The 22,794-nt window shown below is 73.1% G+C and carries 18 protein-coding genes; 9 read left to right on the top strand and 9 right to left on the bottom strand.

Annotated features, from left to right (window positions below; translation table 11 throughout):
• The first annotated feature begins 1 nt into the window (after position 1).
• From wecB to OG299_RS35975, 5 genes are all read left to right on the top strand, one after another.
• Positions 2–1,111 (top strand): non-hydrolyzing UDP-N-acetylglucosamine 2-epimerase, encoded by a 1,110-nt coding sequence (gene wecB / locus OG299_RS35995; protein ID WP_327363805.1) that lies wholly within the window; start codon positions 2–4, stop codon positions 1,109–1,111.
• A gap of 129 nt (positions 1,112–1,240) precedes the next feature.
• The gene (locus tag OG299_RS35990; RefSeq protein WP_327363804.1) at positions 1,241–1,990 is read left to right on the top strand and encodes a YveK family protein; all 750 of its coding nucleotides are present in this window, start codon (positions 1,241–1,243) and stop codon (positions 1,988–1,990) included.
• The gene (locus OG299_RS35985; protein ID WP_327363803.1) at positions 1,987–3,471 is read left to right on the top strand and encodes an oligosaccharide flippase family protein; all 1,485 of its coding nucleotides are present in this window, start codon (positions 1,987–1,989) and stop codon (positions 3,469–3,471) included. The genes OG299_RS35990 and OG299_RS35985 overlap by 4 nt, the downstream gene beginning before the upstream one ends.
• A 5-nt stretch (positions 3,472–3,476) precedes the next feature.
• Positions 3,477–4,595, top strand: a complete 1,119-nt coding sequence (locus tag OG299_RS35980; protein ID WP_327363802.1) for a hypothetical protein — start codon at positions 3,477–3,479, stop codon at positions 4,593–4,595.
• 32 nt (positions 4,596–4,627) lie between these two features.
• On the top strand, positions 4,628–5,434 hold the full coding sequence (locus OG299_RS35975) for a glycosyltransferase family 2 protein (protein WP_327363801.1): 807 nt from the start codon (positions 4,628–4,630) through the stop codon (positions 5,432–5,434).
• A 13-nt stretch (positions 5,435–5,447) separates the two neighbouring features.
• On the opposite strand, the gene OG299_RS35970 is transcribed toward OG299_RS35975, so the two are convergent.
• Positions 5,448–6,410 (bottom strand): glycosyltransferase, encoded by a 963-nt coding sequence (locus tag OG299_RS35970; RefSeq protein ID WP_327363800.1) that lies wholly within the window; start codon positions 6,408–6,410, stop codon positions 5,448–5,450.
• Positions 6,362–8,377: an O-antigen ligase family protein gene (locus tag OG299_RS35965; RefSeq protein ID WP_327363799.1), complete on the bottom strand. Its 2,016-nt coding sequence runs from the start codon at positions 8,375–8,377 to the stop codon at positions 6,362–6,364. Before OG299_RS35965 ends, OG299_RS35970 begins: the two co-directional genes overlap by 49 nt.
• A gap of 95 nt (positions 8,378–8,472) precedes the next feature.
• On the opposite strand from OG299_RS35965, the gene OG299_RS35960 reads away from it, so the two are divergent.
• Positions 8,473–9,159, top strand: coding sequence for a hypothetical protein (locus OG299_RS35960; RefSeq protein WP_266632510.1), 687 nt, complete (start codon positions 8,473–8,475; stop codon positions 9,157–9,159).
• Positions 9,160–9,245: 86 nt separating this feature from the next.
• Here the strand turns inward: OG299_RS35960 and OG299_RS35955 are convergent, their stop codons facing one another.
• From OG299_RS35955 to OG299_RS35925, 7 genes are all read right to left on the bottom strand, one after another.
• On the bottom strand, positions 9,246–10,292 hold the full coding sequence (locus OG299_RS35955; RefSeq protein ID WP_327363798.1) for a glycosyltransferase family 2 protein: 1,047 nt from the start codon (positions 10,290–10,292) through the stop codon (positions 9,246–9,248).
• Positions 10,289–13,585 carry a DUF4082 domain-containing protein gene (locus tag OG299_RS35950; RefSeq protein WP_327363797.1) on the bottom strand — a complete coding sequence of 1,099 codons (3,297 nt, stop codon included), beginning with the start codon at positions 13,583–13,585 and terminating at the stop codon, positions 10,289–10,291. The genes OG299_RS35955 and OG299_RS35950 overlap by 4 nt, the downstream gene beginning before the upstream one ends.
• A 20-nt stretch (positions 13,586–13,605) precedes the next feature.
• Positions 13,606–14,721 carry a DegT/DnrJ/EryC1/StrS family aminotransferase gene (locus OG299_RS35945; RefSeq protein WP_327363796.1) on the bottom strand — a complete coding sequence of 372 codons (1,116 nt, stop codon included), beginning with the start codon at positions 14,719–14,721 and terminating at the stop codon, positions 13,606–13,608.
• Positions 14,718–15,527: an acetyltransferase gene (locus OG299_RS35940; protein WP_327363795.1), complete on the bottom strand. Its 810-nt coding sequence runs from the start codon at positions 15,525–15,527 to the stop codon at positions 14,718–14,720. The genes OG299_RS35945 and OG299_RS35940 overlap by 4 nt, the downstream gene beginning before the upstream one ends.
• On the bottom strand, positions 15,524–16,678 hold the full coding sequence (locus tag OG299_RS35935) for a DegT/DnrJ/EryC1/StrS family aminotransferase (protein WP_327363794.1): 1,155 nt from the start codon (positions 16,676–16,678) through the stop codon (positions 15,524–15,526). The genes OG299_RS35940 and OG299_RS35935 overlap by 4 nt, the downstream gene beginning before the upstream one ends.
• Positions 16,675–17,682, bottom strand: a complete 1,008-nt coding sequence (locus OG299_RS35930; RefSeq protein ID WP_327363793.1) for an NAD-dependent epimerase/dehydratase family protein — start codon at positions 17,680–17,682, stop codon at positions 16,675–16,677. Before OG299_RS35930 ends, OG299_RS35935 begins: the two co-directional genes overlap by 4 nt.
• Positions 17,683–17,784: 102 nt before the next feature.
• Positions 17,785–18,909 (bottom strand): Gfo/Idh/MocA family protein, encoded by a 1,125-nt coding sequence (locus OG299_RS35925; protein WP_327363792.1) that lies wholly within the window; start codon positions 18,907–18,909, stop codon positions 17,785–17,787.
• A gap of 408 nt (positions 18,910–19,317) precedes the next feature.
• Here OG299_RS35925 and OG299_RS35920 point away from each other — a divergent pair, with 408 nt between their 5' ends.
• The 3 genes from OG299_RS35920 to OG299_RS35910 all read left to right on the top strand — a co-directional run bounded on the left by OG299_RS35920 (position 19,318) and on the right by OG299_RS35910 (position 22,680).
• Positions 19,318–20,190, top strand: coding sequence for a glycosyltransferase family 2 protein (locus tag OG299_RS35920; protein ID WP_266632498.1), 873 nt, complete (start codon positions 19,318–19,320; stop codon positions 20,188–20,190).
• Between the two features lie 127 nt (positions 20,191–20,317).
• Positions 20,318–21,670: an MFS transporter gene (locus OG299_RS35915; protein WP_266632497.1), complete on the top strand. Its 1,353-nt coding sequence runs from the start codon at positions 20,318–20,320 to the stop codon at positions 21,668–21,670.
• Positions 21,667–22,680 carry a TolB-like translocation protein gene (locus OG299_RS35910; protein WP_327363791.1) on the top strand — a complete coding sequence of 338 codons (1,014 nt, stop codon included), beginning with the start codon at positions 21,667–21,669 and terminating at the stop codon, positions 22,678–22,680. Before OG299_RS35915 ends, OG299_RS35910 begins: the two co-directional genes overlap by 4 nt.
• Positions 22,681–22,794 lie beyond the last annotated feature (114 nt).

Here is a 22,794-nt window from a genome sequence, read left to right as displayed (position 1 = left end):
CATGCCCAGGATCATCTGCGTGGCCGGAGCACGGCCCAACTACATGAAGATCAAACCGGTGATGGACGCACTGGAGCGCCGCGGCGCCGAGGTGATCCTCGTCCACACCGGCCAGCACTACGACGAGTCCATGAACGACGTGTTCTTCCGCGACCTCGGCATCCGTCCCCCCGACCGGTACCTGGGCGCCGGGTCCGGTACGCACGCCCAGCAGACCGGCCGGGTGATGACGGCCTTCGAGCCGCTGGTAGACGAACTGGCCCCGGACGTCGTGGTGGTGGTCGGCGACATCAACTCGACGCTGGCCTGCGCCCTGGTGACCGCGAAGGCCGGCCCGCTGCTGGCCCACGTGGAGGCCGGACTGCGCAGCCGGGACTGGGGCATGCCGGAGGAGGTCAACCGGGTCGCCACCGACCGGCTCAGCGACTACCTGCTGGCCCCCTCGCCCGACGCCGCCGTGAACCTGCGGGCGGAGGGCTATCGGGAGGACCAGATCCACGTCGTCGGCAACGTCATGATCGACACCCTCCTCGCCAACCTGGACCGGGCCCGGGCCTCGGACGTCCTGGACCGGTACGGGCTCACCCGGGGCGGGTACGGCCTGGTCACCCTGCACCGGCCGGCCAACGTGGACGACCCCGGTGCGCTGCGGGGCCTGCTGAAGGCGCTGGGCGAGATCGCCGACCGGTGCCCGCTGCTGCTGCCCGTGCACCCGCGGGCGGCGGAGCGGCTGGCCGAGATCGGAGTCCCGGGCGGGATCCGGATGGTCCCGGCCGCCGGATACCTCGACTTCATCGCGCTGCAGGACGCCGCCCGGGTGGTGCTCACCGATTCCGGGGGCGTCCAGGAGGAGACCACCGCCCTCGGGGTGCCCTGCGTGACGCTGCGGGAGAACACCGAGCGGCCGATCACCGTCGAGGAGGGCACCAACGTACTGGCGGGCACCGACCCGGAGCGCATCACGGCCACGGTGAACCGGGTGCTCGACGATCCGCCCGCGGCGCGCTGCCCCGCGCTCTGGGACGGCCGCGCGAGCGAGCGCATCGCCGGGGTCCTGCTGGACGGCGGGACGGCGGAGACCCGTCCGCGGCCCACCGACCCGGCTCCTTAGCGCGGACGCCGGTCCGGAGAAGAGCCACCGAGCAACACCGTAAGAACGCAAGAACGCAAGAACCGTAATCACCGAAATGAATGAGCGGCGGCGCGTGGAGGTCACGACGCCGCCGCGAGGGGGAAGACCATGGATCTCGCGGAGATCTGGCGGGTCATGTGCAGGCGCTGGTACGTCCTGCTGCCCGGACTGCTGCTCACGGCCGCGCTCATCGCAGGCGTGTACGTGCTGGTCCCGGTGGAGTACCGGTCACAGAGCACGGTGACGCTCCTGAACTCGAAGAAGGCCACGGTGGCCTTCGACGGCAACCCCTTCCTGAGCACCCAGGCCTCGCTGACCGGCATGGCCGACGGCCTGGCCCGCAATCTCAACTCCGACGACTCCCGGGCCGACCTCAAGGCCCAGGGCGTCACCGGCACGTACGAGGCGAAGATCGCCGACAACGCCCAGGGGCCCTTCATGTGGCTGAGCGTCACCGGGACCGATCCGGCGGCCGTCCTGAAGTCGGACCAGGTCTTCACCGCCTACGCCGAGAAGCGGCTGCAGGAGTTCCAGGCCCAGCAGTCGGTGACGCCGGAGGCCATGATCCGCATGGCGACGATCGTCCCGCCGCAGAAGCCGGAGGCGCAGACCAAGACCCGGCTCCAGTACCTGATCATGGCGGGGGCGCTGGGCTTCGTACTCAGCCTGGTGGCCACCTTCTTCGTGGAGGCCCGCCGCCGCAGGTCGGGCAAGCCGGGCCGGCACCGGCCCGCGCCGGCCGAGACCGCCGCACTCGCAGGCGGCGAGTCCGAGGCGGCGCCCGACACCGCGGACGCCGCGGACTCCGGGGCGAGTGCCTCCCGTACGGCCCGAGCCTCCGCCGGATCATCGCCGTGACGGGCACCGGCACCGGCACCGAGGCCCCGCCCGAAGCACCGTCGCTGGGGCGCAAGGTCGGCTCCGCCGCCCGGTGGAGCCTGGTCAACACCGTGGTCATGCGCCTCGGCAACTTCGTCACCGGCATCGTCCTCGCCCGCTTCTTCCTCGGTCCCGAGGCCTGGGGCGTGTACGGGATCGCCCAGACGGTGCTGCTGGTGCTGCTCTCCGCGAACGAGCTCGGCGTCTCCCTCGCCATCGTGCGCTGGGAGGGCGACCCGCGCCGCTTCGCCCCGACCGTGCTCACGCTGAGCGCCTCCTCCAGCTGCCTGCTGTACGCCGTGCTGTTCACGGCGGCCCCGGCGGTGGCCCGGGTGCTCGGCTCGCCCGAGGCCTCCGGGATCCTGCGGGTGATGTGCGTGTGCGTGGTCCTGGACGGGCTGTCGCAGGTGCCCGCCGGGTTCCTGACCCGGGAGTTCGCGCAGGGCAGGCGGATGGCCGTCGACGCCGTCAACTTCGTCCTCAGCACCGGGGTGACGCTTCTGCTGGCCGTCCAGGGGTGGGGCGCGATGAGCTTCGCGTGGGGCTCGGTGGCCGGCAACGCGGCCGCCCTCGTCGGCTGCTGCCTCGCCGCGCCGGGCACCCTGAGGTTCGGCTGGGACCGGGAGCAGGCGCGGGCGCTGCTCCGTTTCGGACTGCCGCTCGCCGGGGCCAGCATGCTCGCCCTCTGCGTCGTCAACGTGGACACCATGGTGGTGGGTTCCGCCCTGGACCAGCTGGCGCTCGGCTTCTACGTGCTCGCGTTCAACATCTCCGGCTGGCCCGTGCGGATCATCTCCGAGGCGGCCCGCCGTGTCTCCTTCGCCGGGTTCTCCCGGCTGGCCGACTCGCCGGGGGCGCTGGCCGGCGGATTCGGCCGCGCCCTGGGGGCCGTGATGACCGGCACCGTCCCGCTCTGCGTCCTGCTGGCCGCGCTGGCCGCCCCGATCGTCGGGCTCGTGTACGGCGACCGCTGGCTGCCCGCGGCCGCCGCGCTGCCCTGGCTGATGGCGCTCGGTCTGGTCCGGATCGGCTGCGAACTGGCCTACGACTGCCTGGTGGCCATCGGCCGGCGCCGCTCGCTCATCGGCGTGCAGGGACTCTGGCTCGTCGTCCTGATCCCGGCCCTGGTGGTCGGCGCCGGAGCCGGCGGGATCGTGGGGGTGGCCCAGGGGCACGTCCTGGTCGCGGGCGCCGTCGTGGTGCCGGTGTTCCTGTTCGCGCTGCACCGCGGCGGCGTCGGCCTCGCCACCGTGGCCCGGGCCTGCGCCTGGCCCTTCCTCGGCGGCGCCGTGATGGCCGCCGTGGTCCTCGGCCTGGAGCGGCTCGTCGGCGACGGCGTCCTCGCGCTCCTCGCGACCGCGGCCGCAGGCACCCTCTGCTACGCCCTGTGCATCCTGCCGAGCCTCGGCTTCCTGCGCGGCTCGGCGCCGGCCGGCGCGGCCGCGGCGGCCGGGGGCTAGCCGCGATGGCACCCGACCGGAGGCGGCGCCTGGGGGCCTGGCTGCTGGCCCTGCTCGTACTGGCCGTCGTCCTGGCCCTGTACGACGCCGACCGGACCGGGGTGAGCGAGCCCTCGGCCGGGCCCTGCCCCGACAGCGCCCTCCAGTGCCCCGGCACCGGCCCCGCCCCCGGACGCACGCCCTCGTCCTCGCCCTCGTCCTCCGCGGACCCGTCCGCCACGGGCAGTCCGAGTCCCTCCGCCGGCACGGCCCCGCCCTCCGCCACGCCCTCGCCGGGGACCAGCGGGGCGCCCACCACGGGCCCCTGCTCCTCGCCCGGCGCCTGCGGATTCCCCGACGCCCGCACCACCGGCCCGCGGATCGCGCTGGAGCGGCACGACACGGGGAACATGTCCGTCAAGACCGACGGCACGGTCATCAAGGGCTGGGACATCCACGGTTCGCTGGACGTCTACGCCAACGACGTCACGATCATCGACAGCCGGATCACGTCCGCGAACTGGTGGGGGGTCAACCTCCGCCCCGGCTACAGCGGCCTGCGGGTCCTGCACACCACCATCACCGCCGTACCGGGCAAGGGCCCCGACAACGGCGGCGTCGACTACGCGGTCTCCAACATGGGCGGCAGCTCGATCGAGGTCGGCTGGTGCGACGTCTCCGTGTTCGGCAACGCCCTCTCGATGGGCCAGGGCGAGCTGCACGACAACTACGTGCACGACATCGTCGCCTTCCGCAACCAGGGCGGCGAGTGGCAGCACACCGACGCCGTCATCAGCGGCGGCGGCAACAAGGGCCGCCTCACCATCCGCCACAACACCCTGCTGAACCCCGTCCCCGTGGAGCAGGGCGCCAGCGCGGCCATCGGGCTCTTCGCGGACACGGGCAGCGTCTCCTCCGTGGCCGTGGACGGAAACTGGCTGGCCGGCGGGGCGTACGCCCTCTACGGCGGCGGGCCCGGCGCCACCGGCATCCAGGTCACGGACAACGTGTTCTCCGCCCAGTACCACCCCAACGGGGGTGCCTACGGGCTGGTCGCCGCCTGGAACGCGGGCGGTGCCGGGAACGTGTGGCACGGCAACCGCACGGCCGACGGCCGGCCCGTCGTCCCCGGCCCCACCTCCTGAACACCGTGCCCCCTGACGATCGAGAGGACATCATGCACCGCATCGCCCGGGCCCCTTGGGAGCTGCTCAAGCGGGCCTTCGGCTGGCTGGTGCTCTTCGAGGCCAGGAACAAGGTCCTGCTCGCCCCGTCCGCCGTGGGGCTGCGCCGTTTCGAGGACGCCGAGACCACCCGGCTCGCCGCCGTCCTGGGCAGCCCGCCGGCCGCGCGCGTGGCCACCGTGATCGCCACCCACCGGCGCCCGGAGGCACTGCGCGCGGCGGTCCGCTCGGCGCTGGGGCAGACGGTGGCCGACCAGGTGGTCATCGTCGTCGACGACGGCGCGGGACTTCCCGAACTGCCTTCGGACCCACGGCTGTTCGCCGTGTCGCTGGCCCGCAACACGGCCACGGCCGGAGTCGTGCGCAACGTGGGGATACGGCTGACCCGCTCGCGGTACGTGGCCTTCCTGGACGACGACAACCTGTGGGAGCCCGACCACCTGGAGCAGGCCCTTGCGGTGCTGGAGCCGCCCGGCGGGCCCGACGCCGTCTACACCGCGCTGCGCCGGGTGCTGCCCGATGGCTCCGAACGGGACGTGCTGTCCGTCCCGTTCGACCGGCGCCGCTCCGCCCGCGAGGCCTTCCTCGACACCAACGCCTTCGTGGCGCGCCGCACCCGGTCCCTGTACTTCAGCCGGCTGCGGCGCACGCCCGAGGTGCTGCCGCGCGAGGACTGGGAGCTCGTACGGCGCTACGCGCGCCGCCACGAGGTCCGCCACGTGCCCCGGCCCACCGTCCGCTACCTGGTCAACCCGGAGAGCTTCTACACCGTCTGGGACGGGCAGACGCCCACCGGGTGATCCGGCGGCCCCTTCAGGGCCCGGGCGTGGCGCGCAGCGCGGACGGGCTGGCCAGGGCCCGCGCCGCCGCCCTGTTCGCCGGCCGGCCGAGCGCCGCCCGCGAGGTCTCGCGCAGCAGTACGGCACCGCGGAAGGCGGCGGTGGCCGCCGCCCCGTGCCGACGGCCGTAGAGGCGTACGCGGTTGAGGGTCAGCAGCGTCCACAGTCGCGGCGACACCTGCGAGTCCCCGCCGAGGTGGACGGCCGAGGCCGCGGGCTCGAGCCGGGTGGCGAAGCCGCGGTCCCGGGCGCGCAGGCAGTACTCGGTCTCCTCCGAGTACAGGAAGAACGACTCGTCCCAGGCCCCGCAGGCGTCCAGGCACGGGCGGGAGAGGGCCATCAGCGCACCGGTCGCCCAGTCGGCGACGGTCGCCCGCCCGTACGCGGACGGATCGGTGACCAGCTCGCTCCACCGCGGGAAGCGCCCGGCCCGGCGGTTGCCGATCACCGCCTCGCCCAGGGCTCGCGTCACGCGCGACTCCCGGCGCAGCGAGTGCTGGAGCGTGCCGTCCTCCTCGTACAGCAGCGGGACGCTGATCCCGACCCGGCGTCCGCCCGACAGCGGGGCGTCGAGGGCATCGACGAGGAGCCGGGCGCAGCCCTGCCGCATCCGGATGTCGGGATTGCACACGAGGGCGGCGCGGAAGCCGCCCTCCCACCCGGCGGCGGCCTCCAGGGCGGCGTTCACCCCGGCCGCGTACCCGGCGTTGCGGCCGGTCTGGACGACCGTCGCGTCCGGGGCGAGCGACCGGACCAGGTCGACGGTGCCGTCGGCCGAGTCGTTGTCGGCGACGACCAGGCGCCAGTCGAGCCCGGCCATGCCCTCCGGCAGGGAGGCCAGGAACTCGGGCAGCACCCGGGCGCTGTTCCAGGTGACGACGAGGACGGCTACGGGACCGGCTGCACGAGATCCGGCCGGGTGGCGGCGGGAGGGCATGGGGACTCCACGGTTCGGGGCTTCGGCGCGCTGCGCCGGATGAAGCCGAGGTGACTGCCTCCGGCGGCGATCGTCAGGAAGAACATCCCGGCGAACATCGGGAAGCTGAGGGCGTCGAAGGTGGCGCTGCTGACCAGGGCGACGAGGGCCGAGGCGAAGAACGCCTGGCCGAGCTCCCGGTCGGACTCGTCGGCGGCGAGCCGGCGGATGGCTCCGCCCTGGTGGATGCCGGTGAAGAACAGCGCCAGGAGGGCGAGGAGCCCCAGCAGCCCCATCTCGGCCAGGGTCAGCATGTACTGGTTGTCGGTGAAGAAGTAGAGGTCCGGCGTGAAGGTCCCCAGGCCCCGCCCGAACAGCGGGCGTTCCTCCAGGTAGGGGACGATCGCGCTGTACTTGACGGTACGGGCCTGGGTGCTGCTGTCGGAGTTCGACAGGAAGGACCCGAAGAGCGTGGTGATCGTGCCGATCAGCCCGGGCACGAGGACCTTGAAGCAGGCCACCGAGCCCATCAGGAGGCCGATCGCGGTCCAGCGCCGCTGCGGCTTCCAGCGCGGCACCATCACCAGCACGACGATGAGCGCGCCGATGATGGAGGTGCGCGACACGGTCAGCGGCAGGGCGCCGCCCATCAGGGCCACCGGACCCCAGCGCCGCCAGCGGCTGAGGTGGCTGCGGACCGGGTCGAAGGCCTGCTGTACGGCGAAGGGCAGCAGCAGGGCGAGCATGCCGCCGAACTCCAGGGGCTGGGCCGTGGTGGAGCGCGGCCTGGTGAACGCCCCGCGGTCCAGGGTGGTGATCTGCGCGACGCTCGAGTGGAGGCCTGGGATGCTGATGTGTTCGGCGATGTTCGTCGCGGTGAAGAAGTCGTAGTAGCCGATGGCGGCGACCACCGAGCCCATCACCACGGCCCGCCGCAGCAGGACGTCCAGGCGGGCCCGGTCCTGGATGCCGGCGGAGACCAGCACCACGATCGACACCCAGACGAGCAGCCCGATCAGGCCGCGGTCCGCCCCCAGCACCTCCTTGTGCGAGCTGCCGCGGGCGGCGTTCGCGAGGTACGAGGCCAGCACCGAGACGGCCAGCAGCCACATCACGACGCGGGGCAGCCGGGTGCCCGCGGCCGGCCGGATCCGGCCGGTCAGCCAGGTCGCGAGGTACCAGAACAGGCCGAGGAGCGCGTACACGTTGGCGGGGGTGCCCACGCCGCCCATGCCCGGCAGGGTCAGGTTCGACGGGATGAAGAAGGCCAGCCCCAGGTAGCCGCTGAGCAGCGCGGCGGCGTCCGGCTGCCGGCCCCGCAGCCTCCGGCGGACGCGCGCCCGGGGTGCACCGGCCGCGGCGGCGGCCTCGCGCCTGCGGCGGCGGGCCACCATCAGCGTCTCCGTCACGAAGGAGAGCGTGAAGCCGGCGGTGACGGACGCGATGACGACGCCCAGCACCTGCTGGTAGCGGCTCTTGAGCTGGGGTTTGGGGGTCTGCGGCAGCACCACGGGGGCGGTCTGCACGAAGTACGCGGGCTGCACTTTGGCCGCCGCCTGGAGCGCGTTGAGCTGCTCGCCGGCGAAGGTGGTGAGCGTACTGGTCTCCTGGAGCACCTTCGCCCGGTCGGTGCCCGTGACGGTCAGGGCCAGCATCGGGCCCGAGGTGTTCGCGGCGAAGCCGACCGTGTACGGGTCGGTCACGCCGAGGCCGTGCAGATCGCGCGCGGCGTCGGCCCCGGACAGGGTCCTGATCAGCACGTCCGCGGTCACGACGAGGGAACCGCCCGCGTTCGAGATGGGGTTGCCGAAGGCGGGGGCCAGTTCGGCCACCGCAGTGGAGTCGAGCAGGGCCACCGAGCTCTGCGACTGGTACGCCACGGGCACCGACCGGTACAGGTGCAGTCCCGCGAGGAGTCCGATCAGCGTGAGGGGCACCATCACGTACCAGCGGCGCCGCAGCACGGCGGCTATTTCACCGATGCTCACGAACACTCCCTTGCGCCTGCCGGAACCGATGGCGGGCCGACCCGCGTCCTGGGAAGATCGAACGCGACGGAAGGAATCCTGTGTCGCCTGGTGAGTTGTTCCGCACGCTCCGCCGCCGCTGGTACGTCCTGCTCCTGGTGGCGGTGCTCGCGGGCGCCGGGGCCCTGCAGGTGCTCCGCCCCACCCGGACCTACGTGAGCTCGGCGATCGTCGTGCTCAAGCCGCCGGTGACCGGCAGCCAGCCGAACCAGCTCGCCAATCTCCAGCCGCCGCTCGCCGCCGTGTCGTACGCGGCGGTCCAGCAGCTGGAATCCCCCTCCGGGGCGGCGGAGTTGCGTGCCGCGGGGGTGGCGGGCACGTACCGGCTGATCCCGCGCAACAGCGGTACCAGCGTCACGCCCCGCTATCTGATCCCCTCGCTCCAGGTGCAGGCGGAGCACACGGAACCCGCCGCGGCCAACCTGGCCGTGCTGAAGGTCGTCGAGGCCTATACCAAGCGCCTCGCGGACCTGCAGGCCGAGCAGCAGATCCCGGAGCCGGCCCGGATGAGCGTGACGCTCCTCGTACCGCCGACGGCGGTGGCGCAGACCGGGACCAAGAGCCGCGGGCTGGCCGGGACGGTGCTGCTGGCCGGGGTCTGCGCCGTGGCCGCCGCCCTGTGGACCGATCAGGTCGTGACGCGCCGGAACCGGCGCCGGCGCGAACGCGCCGACACCGGTCCGGAGAACGAGGCCGGGGCCGAGGCCGAGAGCCGGGTGCCCGCGGGCGCGGCGGCCCGCTGAGGAAGCGGGCCGCCGGGCCGGTGGTGCCCCGAGGACGGGGCGGTGGTGCAGTTGGGGCTGTCGGTAGTGCTGGTACTGCTGCTTCATCAAATCCCTCGGCGTTTCCAGGACTGCCACCAGAGCCACTCGCGCCCCCGGTCGGCGACGGCCGAGAGCACCAGCGGCTGGAGGTACGGCATCACACGGGCCCCGATCCGCCGCCGCCGGCGCAGCGCCCGGTGCTCGGCGAGCGAGGTGTACTCCGGCAGGCACTCGGCGGCGAAGGCCTCCAGCTCCTCGACGGGAACCACCCCGGTGCGTCCCCGGTCGTACGCGCGGTAGGCGCGCCGCAGCGCGTACCGGGCGAGCCGGGTCCGCGCCAGGGCCGCCAGCCGGCCGGACTCCGGGAGCAGGCCGGCGCACTTCTCCAGGACCGAGTCGAAGGCGACGAGGCGCTGGCGCAGGTCGTCGAGCTGCCCGCCGAAGTCCGTGGTGGACATGTTGTTGCCGTGGACACGATAGAAGGCCTGGTCGGCCCCCCGGACGTAGCCCACGTCGGCGTGCGCCGCGAGCCGCATCCACATCTCGATGTCACCGGCGTGCGGGAGGTCCGGGTCGTAGCCCCCGACCTTGCGCTGGAGGCTGGTGCGGACGACCACCTCGGGCGAGGTGATGCACCCGGTGCCCTCCCGGAAGCGCCGCTCCAGCCACCACCGTCCGGGGTAGACCACAGAACCGGTGCTCCGGGTGCGGGCCGCGGGCAGCGGTCCGCCGTGCCGGAACCTGAGCGGCCTGCCGTAGGCGAAGCCTGCTTCGGGGTGGGCGTCGAGCAGCGCCGCGGCGCGGACCAGGGCCCCGGGGACCAGCCGGTCGTCGGCCGAGAGCAGGGCGACGTAGTCCCCGTCGGCCCACTCGAGCAGGCCTTCGTTGTAGGTGGCGATGTGGCCCTGGTTGCGCTCGTGGACCCGGACCTCGATGCGGGGGTCGGCGGCCGCAAGGGCGCGCGCGACCTCCGCGGAGTCGTCGGGCGAGGCGTCGTCGATGATCAGGACCCGTACGTCGACGCCCGGCTGCTCGTCCAGGACGCTCTTGACGCAGTCGGCCAGGAAGTGGCCGTACTTGTAGCAGGGGATCACCACGCTGACGGTGCTCACTGGCCGGACACCTCCGTGGAGCCGTCCGTCGCGAGGCCCGCCGGCGCCGTGGTGGTGAACACGGGGCCGACCCAGTAGTTCACGGAACCGAAGGTGTTGGTCGGGAAGGCGGCGGAAGCACCGTACTTGTAGAGGCCGTTGGCGCCGCCGCTGCCGTCGGCGGGGGCGACCAGCGGGTAGGAGCGGTGCGCGGCCGTGAAGTAGCCGCCGTCCACGGAGTACTTGCCGTTCGGTGCGTGGTAGGAGGCCACGTAGCTGGTGCCCGCGGTGATGGCCACCGGGGTGGCGAAGTGGAGCTGCTGCCAGCCGGACAGGGTCTCGCTGCCGAAGGTGCCGGTGGCGAGGAGCGTCCCGTCGGCCGACCACAGGCTGCCGGTGTGCGTGCCGGTGTTCCCGGGGCCCTTGTAGAAGGTGATGCCGGTGACGTAGCCGCCGACCGCGGACTGGAAGCGGGTGCCCAGTTCGACGGAGTTGGTGTCGTCGGTGACGCTCGGGGTGCTGGGTACGGTGGCCGACCCCCACAGGGTGCAGGGGCAGTTGACCGTGGGCGGGCTGGTGCTGGTGGTGAACGTCCAGGTGACCGGCGCCGCCATGGTGTTGCCCCACAGGTCGGCCGCCTGCACCGAGGCCGTGTACGTGGTGTTCAGCCCGAGTTCGGTGGACGGGGTGAAGGTGGCGCTGTTGGAGGCGCTGAGGACCTTGTTGCCGGGGACGGCGGCCCCGCCGGCGTCCTTGAGGGTGAAGGCGAGGGTGTCGGCGTCGATGCCCTCGTTGAAGGTGGCGCCCAGCTGCGCGGTGATCGCGGTGCCGGTGGCCGCGGACTGCGGGGTGGTGGAGGTGACGGAGGGCGGTGTGGTGCTCGCGGAGGAGGTGTCCAGGACCGCGTCGACCCAGTAGTTGCTGCCGGACGAGGCCGTGGAGGGGAATCCGCCTGTGGCGCTGTAGCGGTACACGCCGTTGCCCCCGTCGGTACCGCTCTTCAGCGCGGTCAGCGGGGCGAGCCCGGCGTCGGCGGAGGCGAAGGTGTTGTCGAAGGAGTATCCGCCGTTCGGGGCGAAGTAGGAGGCGATGTACGTGGTGTTGGCCTTGACCGGGACCGGCGAGGAGAAGTTCAGCTGCTGCCAGCCGGAGGCGGTCTCGTTGGTGAAGGTGCCGGTGGCCAGGCGCTGGCCCGAGCTGCTCCACAGGCTGCCGGTGTGGGTGCCGGTGTTGGCCGGGGACTTGTAGAAGCGGACGCCCGTGATCGAGCCGGGCGCCGAGGAGCGGATCTTCACGCCGAGTTCGACGGCGCTGCCGTCCCCGGCGTTGACGGTGCCCGGTACGGCCGCGGCCGGCCAGACGGTGCAGGGGCACTGCTGGGGGCCCACGGTCAGGGGCACGGTGGTGGTGGCGCCGATGTTGACGCTGTCGTCCACCGCGCGGACCTTGACCTGCACGGCCCCGGGGGCGGTCGGGGTCCACTTGTAGCTCCAGGAGCTGACCCCGGTGGTCGCCTTCCAGGTGGTGCCGCCGTCGGTGGAGACCTCGACGCGGGCCACGACGCCACCTCCGGTGTCGGCCGCGGTGCCCGTGATGGTCACCGGCCGCAGTGCGGGCACCGTGGCGTTGGGCGCCGGGCTGGCGACCGTGATGGCCGGGCCCGTGGTGTCCGTGGAGGCGGTCGACGCGACGAGGTTGCTCTGCAGGGACTTGGGCTGGACGCCCATGTCGGCGAAGACGTTGACCGTCGCCTGCTGCATCCGCTTGTCCTCGGTGACCACCGCGTCGTCGGGGTTGCCCGTCGGCATGTTGGTCAGGCCCCAGGACCACTGCACGGTGCCCGCGCCGAAGACGAGGGCGTGCGAGGTCTGGTCGCGGAAGGCGACCAGGCTGTGCGTGGCGGTGCCGTTCCCGTACGTGTTGCCGTAGTCGAGCCGGAGTTTGCCGTCGTTGATGTCCACGGTGGTGGACGACAGCTGGATCTGGCCGGGTGGCCGCGCCGCGTCCTCCACGTCGCTGTCCCATTCGTACCCGAGGGTGCCGACGGGGAAGGTCGCGGTCTGGGAGGGGGTGAGGGAGGCGACGGTGGTATTGCGCCACAGCCTCATCCTGGCGAAGGAGCCGGGGACGGTGATGGCGTCGCTGCGGTAGCCGTTCACGCTGAACAGGGAGCCGGTCAGCTGGTTCTGCGGCTGGTAGGGCCGTCCGTTCGCGGAACTGGCCGGGTCCATGAAGGTGCCGGTCCAGATGCCGCTCGGGTCGGGGACGCCGTTGGGCTGGGGGAACGAGAGTTTGGTCTCCTTGTAGCAGACCAGGGTCCGGTTGGCGGTGTTGGTTCCGTCGTTGCTCGGGGCCAGACGGGTCTTCCAGAAGACCTCGTTGCCGCTGAAGTAGGTCTGGTTGACCCCGGCCCGGCGTGCGGTGAGGGCGTTGGTGAACTGGTCCTGGGTCCAGTACTCGTCGTGTCCGGAGGACATGAAGACCTTGTGGTTCTGCAGCGGGGCCGCACCGCGAGTCGACATGTCGATCCCGGACACGTAGCTGAGGTCGTAGCCGTTGCGCTCCAGCCAGGAGAGCATCTGGTACTCGGAGCCGTAGAGGCCGTTCTCTCCGCCGATGTCCATGGGCCGGTTGTAGCTGACCTCGTAGGCCCGGCCGTCGGGGGCGGGGCCCCCGCCTCCGTAGAGGTCCTGGCCGCCGTAGTCGTTGTACGCCTGCCAGGTCTCGTCGCTGGTCTGGACGACGATGTCGGAGTGGCTGGAGTCGTTGCGGACGACGAACGGGTAGGGCATGACCCCGTTGCCGTCCGCCTGGTCGAGGTTGGCCACGTACAGGCCGGACACGGCGTCGGACGGGACCGACCACGTCGCCGTGGCGGGCCAGTTGCCGCAGTCGACCAGGCCGGTGGCGGGCTTGGTGGTGCAGCTTCGGGGGTTGCCACCCGGCAGGAAGTTCGCCGGATAGGTCTGGGCCGCCTGCGCCGCGGTCGACATCAGGCGGGCCCCGTTGCCCCCGTAGTAGCCCAGCCGGTAGACCGAGACGTGGTACGGGGTCGACGACTGCACCTTGAACTGCACGGTTTCGCCCGCCTGGACGCTCATCTGGGCGCTGAAGCCCTTGATGTCGCCGTAGGCGCTGGGCGCGAACCAGTCGGACATCGGCGTGCCCGGTTTCGAGTTCTCGCACACGATCGCGTTGGTGCCGGGACCGCAGGGGTCCACGGCGCCCGCCACCGCCGGCGGTAAGAGCGCGGTCATGAGCGCCGCGACCACGGTGAAGAGGCCGTACCGGATCAGCCTTGTCCGTCTGTTCATCTGTACCTCTTTGTTCTGCGTCAGAGCAGGGCGCTCGTCAGCGCGTCCACGACCCGCTGCTGTTGGGCGGCGGTGATCTGCGGGAAGAGCGGGAGGGAGAGCATCCGGTCCGCGGCCTGCTCGGCGTGGGGGAAGTCCCCGCGGCCGTGGCCGAGATGGCCGAAGGCCGGGGTGAGGTGGACCGGGGCCGGGTAGTGCACGCCGGCGCCGATGCCCTCCGCGTTGAGTTTGCCGACGACCGCGTCGCGGTCGGCTCCGCTGACCCGGACGACGTACAGGTGCCACACGTGGACGTTGCCCTCCGCGGTGACCGGCAGGGTCAGGCGTCCGGCGGCCGCCAGATCGCCCAGCAGTTCGTCGTAGCGGGCGGCGGCGGCGCGGCGGGCCGCGTTGCCGTCGGCGAGGCGGGCCAGCTTGGCCCGCAGGACCACGGCCTGGAGGCCGTCCAGCCGGCTGTTGAACCCGGCCACGTCGTGCCGGTACTTGGCGGTGCCGCCGTGGTTGGCCAGGGCCCGTACGAGGTCGGCCTTCTCCTCGTCGTCGGTGACCACTGCGCCCGCGTCTCCGTACGCGCCCAGGTTCTTGCCCGGGTAGAAGCTGGTCGCGGCGATCCCGCCGCTGCCGGGAGTACGGCCGTCGCGGGTGGCGCCCTGGCTCTGCGCGGCGTCCTCGACGACCTTGGCGTACGGGGGCAGTTGCGCGGCCAGCTCCGCCGCGGGGGCGCACTGCCCGTACAGGTGGACCGGGACCACGGCGCGCGTGGCCTTGCCGACCGCGTCCAGCGCGGCCTGCGGGTCCATCAGCAGGGTGTCGGGCAGGCAGTCCACCAGGACCGGCCGGGCGCCGATCCGAGCGACGGCTCCGGCGGTGGCGATGAACGTGTTGGCGGGCAGCACCACCTCGTCTCCGACGCCCACCCCGCTCGCGCGCAGGGCGAGTTCGAGGGCGTCGGTACCGTTGGCCACGCCGACGCAGTGGCCGACCCCGGCGAAGGCCGCGTACTCGCGCTCGAAGGCGCGGACCTCCTCACCGCCGATGAAGGCGGTGTCGGCCAGCACCCGGTCGAATCCTGCGCGTAATTCCTGCGCGACCTCGGCGTGCGCCGCCTTCAGGTCCACGAGCGGTATCTGGTTCATCCGACTGTGCTCCCCATCCGTGTTTCCGGCCTCATGCGTGTCTCGGCCCTCATCCGTGTCTCCGGCCGCCGGCCGGTCTCCTCGCCGTCGGCCCGCAGCTCGTCGAGCGCCGGGCCCCCCGCCGCGCGCAGCCGGCGGGCCGGGCTTCCGGCCCACACCTCGCCGGGCGGCACATCGGCCAGGACCGTGCTTCCCATACCGGTCAGCGACCAGGCGCCGACCGTGGTGTTCTCCCGCACGAGGGCGCCCGCGCCCACGTACGCCCCCCGCCCCAGCCGGACCCCGCCGCCGAGGCGGACCCCCGAGGCGAGGGTCGCGAAGTCCCCGACCGTGTCGTCGTGGGTGAGGACCGTGTGCGGCATCACCGCCACGTGGGCCCCCACCCGTACGGCCGCGGTCAGCACGCAGTGCGCGAGCAGCACCGAGCCCGGGCCGAGCACCGAGGAGCCCGAGACGGCGGCCGTGGGGTGGACCACAGTCGCGTACCGGCTCCCGGGCAGCGCCAGGCGCCGCACGAGGCGGGCCCGTACCGCGTAGTCGCGCGGACTGCCCACGCACACCACGACCCGGGCATCCGGCAGCCGGTGCACCAGGTCGCTGCCGCCCAGTACCGGCACGCCGTCGGCGTCCTGCCCGTGCAGGGCCGGGTCGTCGTCCAGGTGCCCGGCGAGCCGCCACCGCGGGGCGCGGCCGCGCTCCCGGTCGGCGGCGACCGTGTCCCGTACGGCCTGGGCGGTCTCCCGGGCGAATCCGCCCGCGCCGACGATCAGCAGGTCCTGGGTGGTCCGGCCGTTCGGGGCGGTCATCCGCCGGCCTGTTCGCGCAGCACCGCCACCACCCGGTCCTGCTGGGCCTCCGTCATGGTGTGGAACAGCGGCAGGATCAGCGAGTCGCGGCTGATCCGCTCGGTCACCGGCAGCGGCGCCGCCCCGTGCCCTGCGTACGCCGGTTCCAGGTGCGAGGCCATGATCCCGCGCCGGGCCGAGACTCCGCCCTCCGCGAGGACCGCGAGCAGCTCGTCCCGGCCGACCGGGAAGTCCTCGGTCAGCAGGACCCAGTACGACTGGAAGTTGCCCTCGCCGTGTGCGGGGTCCCGGACCGGGCGCAGGCCGGGGATTGCGGCGAGCAACCGGCCGTACCGGGAGGCCAGTTCGCGGCGGCGGGCCACGATCGCGTCCAGCTTGCCGAGCTGCACCAGGCCGACCGCGGCCTGGATGTCGGTCATCCGGTAGTTGTAGCCGACCTCCAGATAGCTCTCGGCGATCGGCTTGCTGCTGGCGTGCCGCTGCGCCGCGGACACGTTCATGCCGTGCTCGCGCAGCCTGCGCAGCCGCTCTGCCCACTGGGCGTCGTCCGTGGTCACCATGCCGCCCTCGCCGGTGGTGATCACCTTGCGGGGGTGGAAGGACCAGGCGGCGAGGAGTGCGCCGTGGCCGACGGACTTGCCGCCCACGGTCGCGCCGATCCCGCAGGCGGCGTCCTCCACGAGCGGGACGCCCCAGTCGGCGCAGGCCGCACGGAGTGCGTGCACGTCGGCCGGCACCCCGCCCTGGTGGACGGCGAGCACCGCCCTGGTCCGCGGGGTGCGTACGGCGTCCACGGTGTCGGGCGTCAGGTTCCCGGTGGCCTCCTCGACGTCCGCGAACACCGGGTGGGCGCCGAGGTAGCGCACCGCGTTGGCGGTGGCGATGAAGGACAGCGAGGGCACGACCACCTCGTCCCCCGGCCCGATTTCCAGCGCGATCAGCGCGAGGTGCAGGGCGGTGGTGCACGAGCTCACGGCGATGCCGTGCTCGGCGCCCACCCGCTCGGCGAAGGCCCGTTCGAACTCGGCGACCCGGGGGCCCTGGGCGACCCAGCCGGAGAGGACCGCGTCGGCGGCGGCCCGCGCCTCCTCCTCGCCGAGCCACGGGATCATGACGGGGATGCGGGCGGGGGCCGGGGCCTGGGCGCTCATCGGCCGGCCTCCCCGGCCGCCGCCTTCGCGGCCGCGTCCGCCGCGCGTTCGGCACGCCACCAGTCCACCAGGTCCCGCAGCCCGCGGTGCATGTCGATCTCGGCGGTGAAGCCGAGCCGCCCCGAGGCCTGCGAGGTGTCCGCGAGGCGCCGGGTGACCCCGTTCACGGCGCGGGCCGGTCCGTGCTCCGGCACCATCCCCTCCGCACCCATGGCCTCCAGCAGTCCGACGGCCAGGTCACGCAGACTGGTCTCGGAGCCGCTCGCGACGTTGAACACCTCGTCGGTCAGGTCCGATTCGGCGGCCAGCAGGTTGGCCCGTGCGATGTCCCGTACGTCGGCGAAGTCCATGGTCTGGGTGCCGTCGCCGAGGATCAGCGGCGGCTCGCCCGCGGTGATCCGCTCCATCCAGCGGATCAGCACCTCGGTGTAGAGCCCGTGGATGTCCATCCGGGGCCCGTACACGTTGAAGTAGCGCAGCGCGATGTAGTCCAGCCCGTACATGGCGTGGAAGCTGCGCAGCACCCCCTCGTTGAAGGCCTTCGCCGCCCCGTAGAAGGTGTCGTTGTTGTACGGGTGGTGGCGCTCGGTGGTCGGGAAGGTCTCGGCGAGCCCGTAGACCGAGGCCGACGAGGAGGCGATCACCTTGCCCACCCCGGCGGCGACCGCGGCCTCCAGTACGTTGAACGTGCCGTCGACCAGCACCTCGTTCGCCAGTCGCGGCTCCTCCGCGCACTGGGTGATCCGGATGGCGGCCAGATGGAACACCAGGTCGGCGCCTTCGGTCGCCTTGCGTACGGCGGTCGTGTCGCGGATGTCGCCGTCGACGACCTCCACCACGCCGCTCTGCAGCGCGCGGGCCAGGTTGGCGGTGCGCCCCCGCACGAAGTTGTCGAGCACGACGATCTCGCGCGCCCCGTTGTCCACCAGCAGGTCGACCACGTGCGAGCCGATCGTGCCCGCCCCGCCGGTGACCAGAATCCTCTTGCCTCGTACGCTGCTCAACGCCCTGCCCCTACTGAGTCGGTCATGGTGTTTCCTGCTGCGCCCGCAGCGGTGTGCGCGGCCGCGGGCGCGGGTGGTCCCCGTGGTGGGTCCCGCGGGCGGTCAGCGCCCGGTGCGCAGTCCGACGACCGCGCCGCGGAACTCCAGGCTCCGGGAGGCCGCTTCCAGGATGTCGAGCACTTGCAGGCCCGCCCAGCCGTCGGTCAGCGCGGGCCGCCGCGTCCTGATCGCGGCGGCGAACTCCTCGACCATGCTGCGCAGGGCCTCCTTCTCGACGATCGCGGGTGCCACCATGTCTCCGCTCCGGTAGGAGACGAGCATGTCGCGGCGCTCGTCCGCGCCGATCTCCTGCGGTGCCGTCATGTCCACGCCGCGGTCGTAGACCGCGACGCGCTGCGTGGGGTTGAGGTCGTCCCACACCAGGGTGCGCTTGGAGCCGCCGACCATCGTCGTGCGGACCTTCACCGGGGAGAGCCAGTTGACGTGTACGTGGGCGATGGCGCCGGTGTTGAGCGTGAGCGTCAGGTAGGCCACGCAGGACTGGCCGGCGCCGATCGGGTCCGCCCCGTGCGCGGCGACGGCGACGGGCCGGATGTTGTCCGGGAGGATGAAGTCGAGCACCGAGAGGTCGTGGGGGGCCAGGTCCCACAGGACGTCGATGTCCTTCTGGACGAGCCCCAGGTTGATCCTGACGGAGTCGACGAACTGGATCTCGCCGAGTTCGCCGGAGCGGACCATGTCGCGGATGCGGGCCACCGCCGGGGTGTAGCAGTAGGTGTGGTCGCACATGAGGGTGAGGCCGCGTTCCTCGGCCTCGGTCACCAGCTTCAGGCCGTCCTCGTACGTGGCGGCAAGGGGCTTCTCCACGAGGACGTGCTTTCCGGCGCGCAGGGCGGCCAGTGCGACGTCGAGGTGGGTGCCGGCCGGGGTGGCCACGGCGACCGCGTCGACGGCCGGGTCGGCCAGGACGGCCGCGTAGTCGGAGGTCGCCTGGACCGTGGAGTATCCGCCGAGCACCTTCCGGGCCCGTTCGACGTCCAGATCGCAGAGCCAGCGGAGCCGGAACCCCGGGCTGGACTGGAAGTTGCGGACGAGATTGGGGCCCCAGTAGCCCGCTCCGATGACGGCGACGCCTAACGGCTTGGCCGGCCACGCACCGGTGATCGCGGCCTCGCGCCCCGCACCCTTCGGGGCGTCCTTCTCGGGTTCCCTCTCGGATTCCTTCACAGCGTTCCCTTTCCTTCGACGCACGCCCGAGGGCGTATCGACAACCCATGGCCGGGACGCGTGCGAAGGAAGGGGGTGCCGCCGACGGCCGGCGCCGGGCGCATGCGCGACCCGTGCGTGACTGCCGAAACGGTGATGGCCCCCCACGACCGATGCCCTACGTGTTGCGACGTACTTTCCGCCCCCCGGCCGCCCGGCACCCCTCGCCGGTCCGGCCACGGGCAGGCGGCCTGTTCCCCCAAGCCGCCGAACCCGCATTTCCCCAACTGCCCTGCTCCGGTTGGATTTCAGCGTCGCCGAAGCACGCCGAATCCGGTCGGCTGCGCTCAATCTAGACCACCGGGCCTACCGTCGTGGAGAGTTGGAGGAAACGGTCGGCCCGGGTGTTCGGGCGTGCATACTTCCGGGGTGACCAGCATCGTGATCCCGGCCCACAACGAGGGCCGGGTCATCGGCCGGCTCCTCGACGCGCTCCTGGCCGACGCCCCGGCCTCCGGGCCCGACATCGTCGTGGTGTGCAACGGCTGTACGGACGACACCGCCGCGGTGGCCGGTGCGCGGGGCCCTCGCGTACGGGTGGTGGAGATACCGACTCCTTCCAAGCACACGGCACTTCGGATCGGGGACGAGCACGCGCGGGGTTTCCCCCGCCTGTACGTGGACGCCGACGTCGAGTTCGCAGCGGCCGGCGTACGGGCGCTGGCCGGCGCCCTGGCCGCCAGTCCGGACCTCCTCGCCGCGGCGCCCGGCCGTGACATCCCCCTCTCCGGGTGCGCCTGGCCGGTCCGGGCGTACTACCGGGTCTGGCAGCGGCTGCCGGCCGTCCGCGAGGGGCTGTTCGGGCGCGGGGTCATCGCGGTGTCCGAGCCGGGGCACGCGCGGATCGCCGCGCTGCCCCCGCTGATGGCGGACGACCTCGCGGCGTCCCTCGCGTTCGCGTCGCAGGAGCGGTGCGTGGTCGAGGCGGCCCGGGTCGTGGTGCATCCGCCGCGCACCTGGGGTGACTTGATCAGGCGGCGCGTCAGGGCGGCGACCTCGTCCGCCGAGCTGGAGCGCTTCCAGGCGGCGGGGGCGTCCGGGAGCCCGGAGGGGGCGCATGCGCCGTCCGCGCGCACCGGTACGGGCGACCTGCGCGCCCTGCTCCGGGACCGGCCGAGCCTGCTCCCCGGGGTCGTGGTGTTCGTCGTGGCGGCCCTCGTCGCCCGCCGGGGGGCCCGCAAGGCCATCCGGACCGGGGACTTCTCCACCTGGCTGCGCGACGAGAGCAGCCGGCAGGGCTGAGCCACCCCACCGAGTCGCCCCACCGAGCCGATTCAGGCCGTACACCGCCCAGTTGGCCCGTACAACCACTAGGGTTTCACTCGCACGTACGAGTGACTCAGACCGTCGGCACCGGGAGCTCGAGAGCATGTACCTCGCGGACCGCTCCGCGCCCGCCGGCGCGAAGACCGCACGGCAGAACGCACCGGACGGCGGGCCCGTCCGCGCCCCCGCCGTCGCCTCGGCCGTCCTCGCGCTGGGCACGGTCAGCCTGATCACCGACGTCTCCTCCGAGATGGTCACCGCAGTGCTGCCCCTGTACCTGGTCGCCGGACTGGGGCTGAGCCCGCTCGGCTTCGGCGCGCTCGACGGCGTCTACAACGGAGTGAGCGCGCTGGTGCAGCTGACCGGCGGCCACCTCGCCGACCGGGTCCGCAACCACAAGCTGATCGCCGGCATCGGCTACGGCCTGTCCGCCCTGTGCAAACCACTGCTGCTGCTCGCCCACAGCCTCGGCCCGGTGGGGGTGGTGCTCGCCCTGGAACGCACCGGCAAGGGTCTGCGCACCGCACCGCGCGACGCACTGATCTCCCTTTCCACACCGGCCGAGTTACAGGGCCGCGCGTTCGGCGTCCACCGCGCCATGGACACCACCGGGGCCCTGCTCGGCCCGCTCGCCGCCTTCTTCATCCTGAACACGGCGGTCGGCGGGTACGACGCCGTGTTCGGCGTCAGCGCGTGCGTCGCCGTGCTCGGCGTGGTGGTGCTCATGCTGTTCGTCCCGTCGGGCGCGGGCCTCGGCCCGCCCGGGCCGGACGTCGGCACCTCCCCGAGGCCCGCGGCCGCGCAGCCGGACTCCCCGAAGCCCGCCGCGGTGAACCTGCGGGAGGCGGTGGCCCTGCTGCGGCTGCCGCGGCTGCGCGCCCTGGCGCTCTGCGCCACCCTGCTGGGCCTGACCACCGTCAGCGACGCCTTCCTCTACCTGCTGCTCCAGGACCGCACCGGCATCCGCGAGCAGTGGTTCCCGCTGCTCCCCCTGGGTACCGCCGCGGTGTTCCTGCTGCTGGCCGTGCCGGCCGGCGCCCTCGCCGACCGGATCGGGCGTCGCACCGTGTTCCTCGCGGGGCACGCCCTCCTCCTGGCCGGATACGGGCTGCTGCTGTGGGCCCCGCACCAGCCCGCGCTCCCCTACCTGGTCCTCGTACTGCACGGCCTGTTCTACGCCGCGACCGACGGGGTCCTCCCCGCCGCCGTCGCCGCGACCGTTCCCGCGAAACTGCGCGCCACCGGAATCGCCCTCGTCGGCACCGGCCAGGCGCTGGCCCGCTTCGGCTGCTCGCTCGCGTTCGGCGCCGCCTGGACCCTCTGGGGCGCAGGTCCGGCGCTCGCCGGCGCCGCGGCGGGGCTGTGCTGCTGCGCGGCCGTCGCGGGCTTCGTACTCCGCCCGGCGGCCCCCGACACCGCTCCCGAACCGGCCCGACACCCCCGAGGAACCCGATGACCCGCTCACGCCGGCTGCTCGTACTCGCCGTGGCCGTGCTGCTCCTCGGGGGCCTCGCCGCCGCGCTGGTGCTGCGCGCCGCCGCCCGGGCCGAGCAGACGCACGAGGGGGACCCGACGGTCGCCCAGGGCCCGGTCACGCTCGGGCGGCAGGACCGGCTGGCCTTCCTCAACGGCGCGCAGGGCCCGCACCGCGGGGCACTCGTCTCGGTCCCGGGGCAATCGCCCCAGGCGGAGCGCACCGCGTCGGGCCTCGCCTGCCGGCGCTTCCACGCGGCCGGCGGCACCGGCGTGTGCCTGAACTCCACTCCGGGCGCACTCGCCCAGGACAACCGGGCCCTGATCGTCGACTCCGACCTGCGCACGCTGCGCAGCTTCCCGCTCGCGGGCACCCCGTCCCGGGCCCGGGTCTCGCCGAGCGGCCACTTCGCCGCCTGGACGGTGTTCGTCTCCGGTGAGTCGTACGGCGCCGCGTTCTTCTCCACGCGCACCGCGATCGTGGACACCCGTACCGGGGCGATGGAACCGGACCTGGAGAAGTTCTCCATCCAACTGGACGGCCGGCCGTACACCTCGGGCGATGTGAACTTCTGGGGCGTCACCTTCTCCAAGGACGACGACACCTTCTACGCCACCCTCGCCACCGCCGGCCAGACGTACCTGGTGAAGGGCTCGGTCTCGCGGCGCAGCGTCACCACCCTCGCCCAGAACGTCGAGTGCCCTTCCCTGTCCCCGGACGAGACCCGGGTCGCGTACAAGAAGCGCGTCGCGCGCGGCGCGTCGCTGTGGCGCGAGCACGTACTGGACCTGGGGACGCTGCGCGAGACGCCGCTCGCGGAGAAGCGGAGCGTGGACGACCAGGCCGTGTGGCTCGACGACCGCACGCTGGCGTACGCCCTGCCCGCCGAGGGCCGGGCGGACACCACCGATCTGTGGACGGTCCCGGCGGACGGCACGGGCGCCCCGCGCATGCTGGCCCCGGCGGCCTCCTCCCCGACGCGCCTCGGCTGACGGCCGTACGCGCGGTTGCGAGGGCCACCTGCCTGACGCCGTGGCCCCGTCGGGACCGCCCCGGACCGGTGTTCGTGCAGACTCGGTCCTCGTGGGCCGGGCGCCCCGGACCCG

The sequence above is a fragment of the Streptomyces sp. NBC_01296 genome, assembly GCF_035984415.1.
GTDB lineage: Bacteria > Actinomycetota > Actinomycetes > Streptomycetales > Streptomycetaceae > Streptomyces.
The sequence above is the reverse complement of the archived record's forward strand: the minus strand, read 5'-3'. Positions and strand labels throughout refer to the sequence as shown.

Coding starts and splice junctions, on each gene's coding strand:
- OG299_RS35990 (WP_327363804.1), top strand. CDS start 1,241: ATGGATCTCGCGGAGATCTGGCGGGTCATGTGCAGGCGCTGGTACGTC.
- OG299_RS35935 (WP_327363794.1), bottom strand. CDS start 16,678: ATGAGCGCCCAGGCCCCGGCCCCCGCCCGCATCCCCGTCATGATCCCG.
- OG299_RS35970 (WP_327363800.1), bottom strand. CDS start 6,410: ATGCCCTCCCGCCGCCACCCGGCCGGATCTCGTGCAGCCGGTCCCGTA.
- OG299_RS35940 (WP_327363795.1), bottom strand. CDS start 15,527: ATGACCGCCCCGAACGGCCGGACCACCCAGGACCTGCTGATCGTCGGC.
- OG299_RS35910 (WP_327363791.1), top strand. CDS start 21,667: ATGACCCGCTCACGCCGGCTGCTCGTACTCGCCGTGGCCGTGCTGCTC.
- OG299_RS35945 (WP_327363796.1), bottom strand. CDS start 14,721: ATGAACCAGATACCGCTCGTGGACCTGAAGGCGGCGCACGCCGAGGTC.
- OG299_RS35915 (WP_266632497.1), top strand. CDS start 20,318: ATGTACCTCGCGGACCGCTCCGCGCCCGCCGGCGCGAAGACCGCACGG.
- wecB (WP_327363805.1), top strand. CDS start 2: ATGCCCAGGATCATCTGCGTGGCCGGAGCACGGCCCAACTACATGAAG.
- OG299_RS35950 (WP_327363797.1), bottom strand. CDS start 13,585: ATGAACAGACGGACAAGGCTGATCCGGTACGGCCTCTTCACCGTGGTC.
- OG299_RS35980 (WP_327363802.1), top strand. CDS start 3,477: ATGGCACCCGACCGGAGGCGGCGCCTGGGGGCCTGGCTGCTGGCCCTG.
- OG299_RS35975 (WP_327363801.1), top strand. CDS start 4,628: ATGCACCGCATCGCCCGGGCCCCTTGGGAGCTGCTCAAGCGGGCCTTC.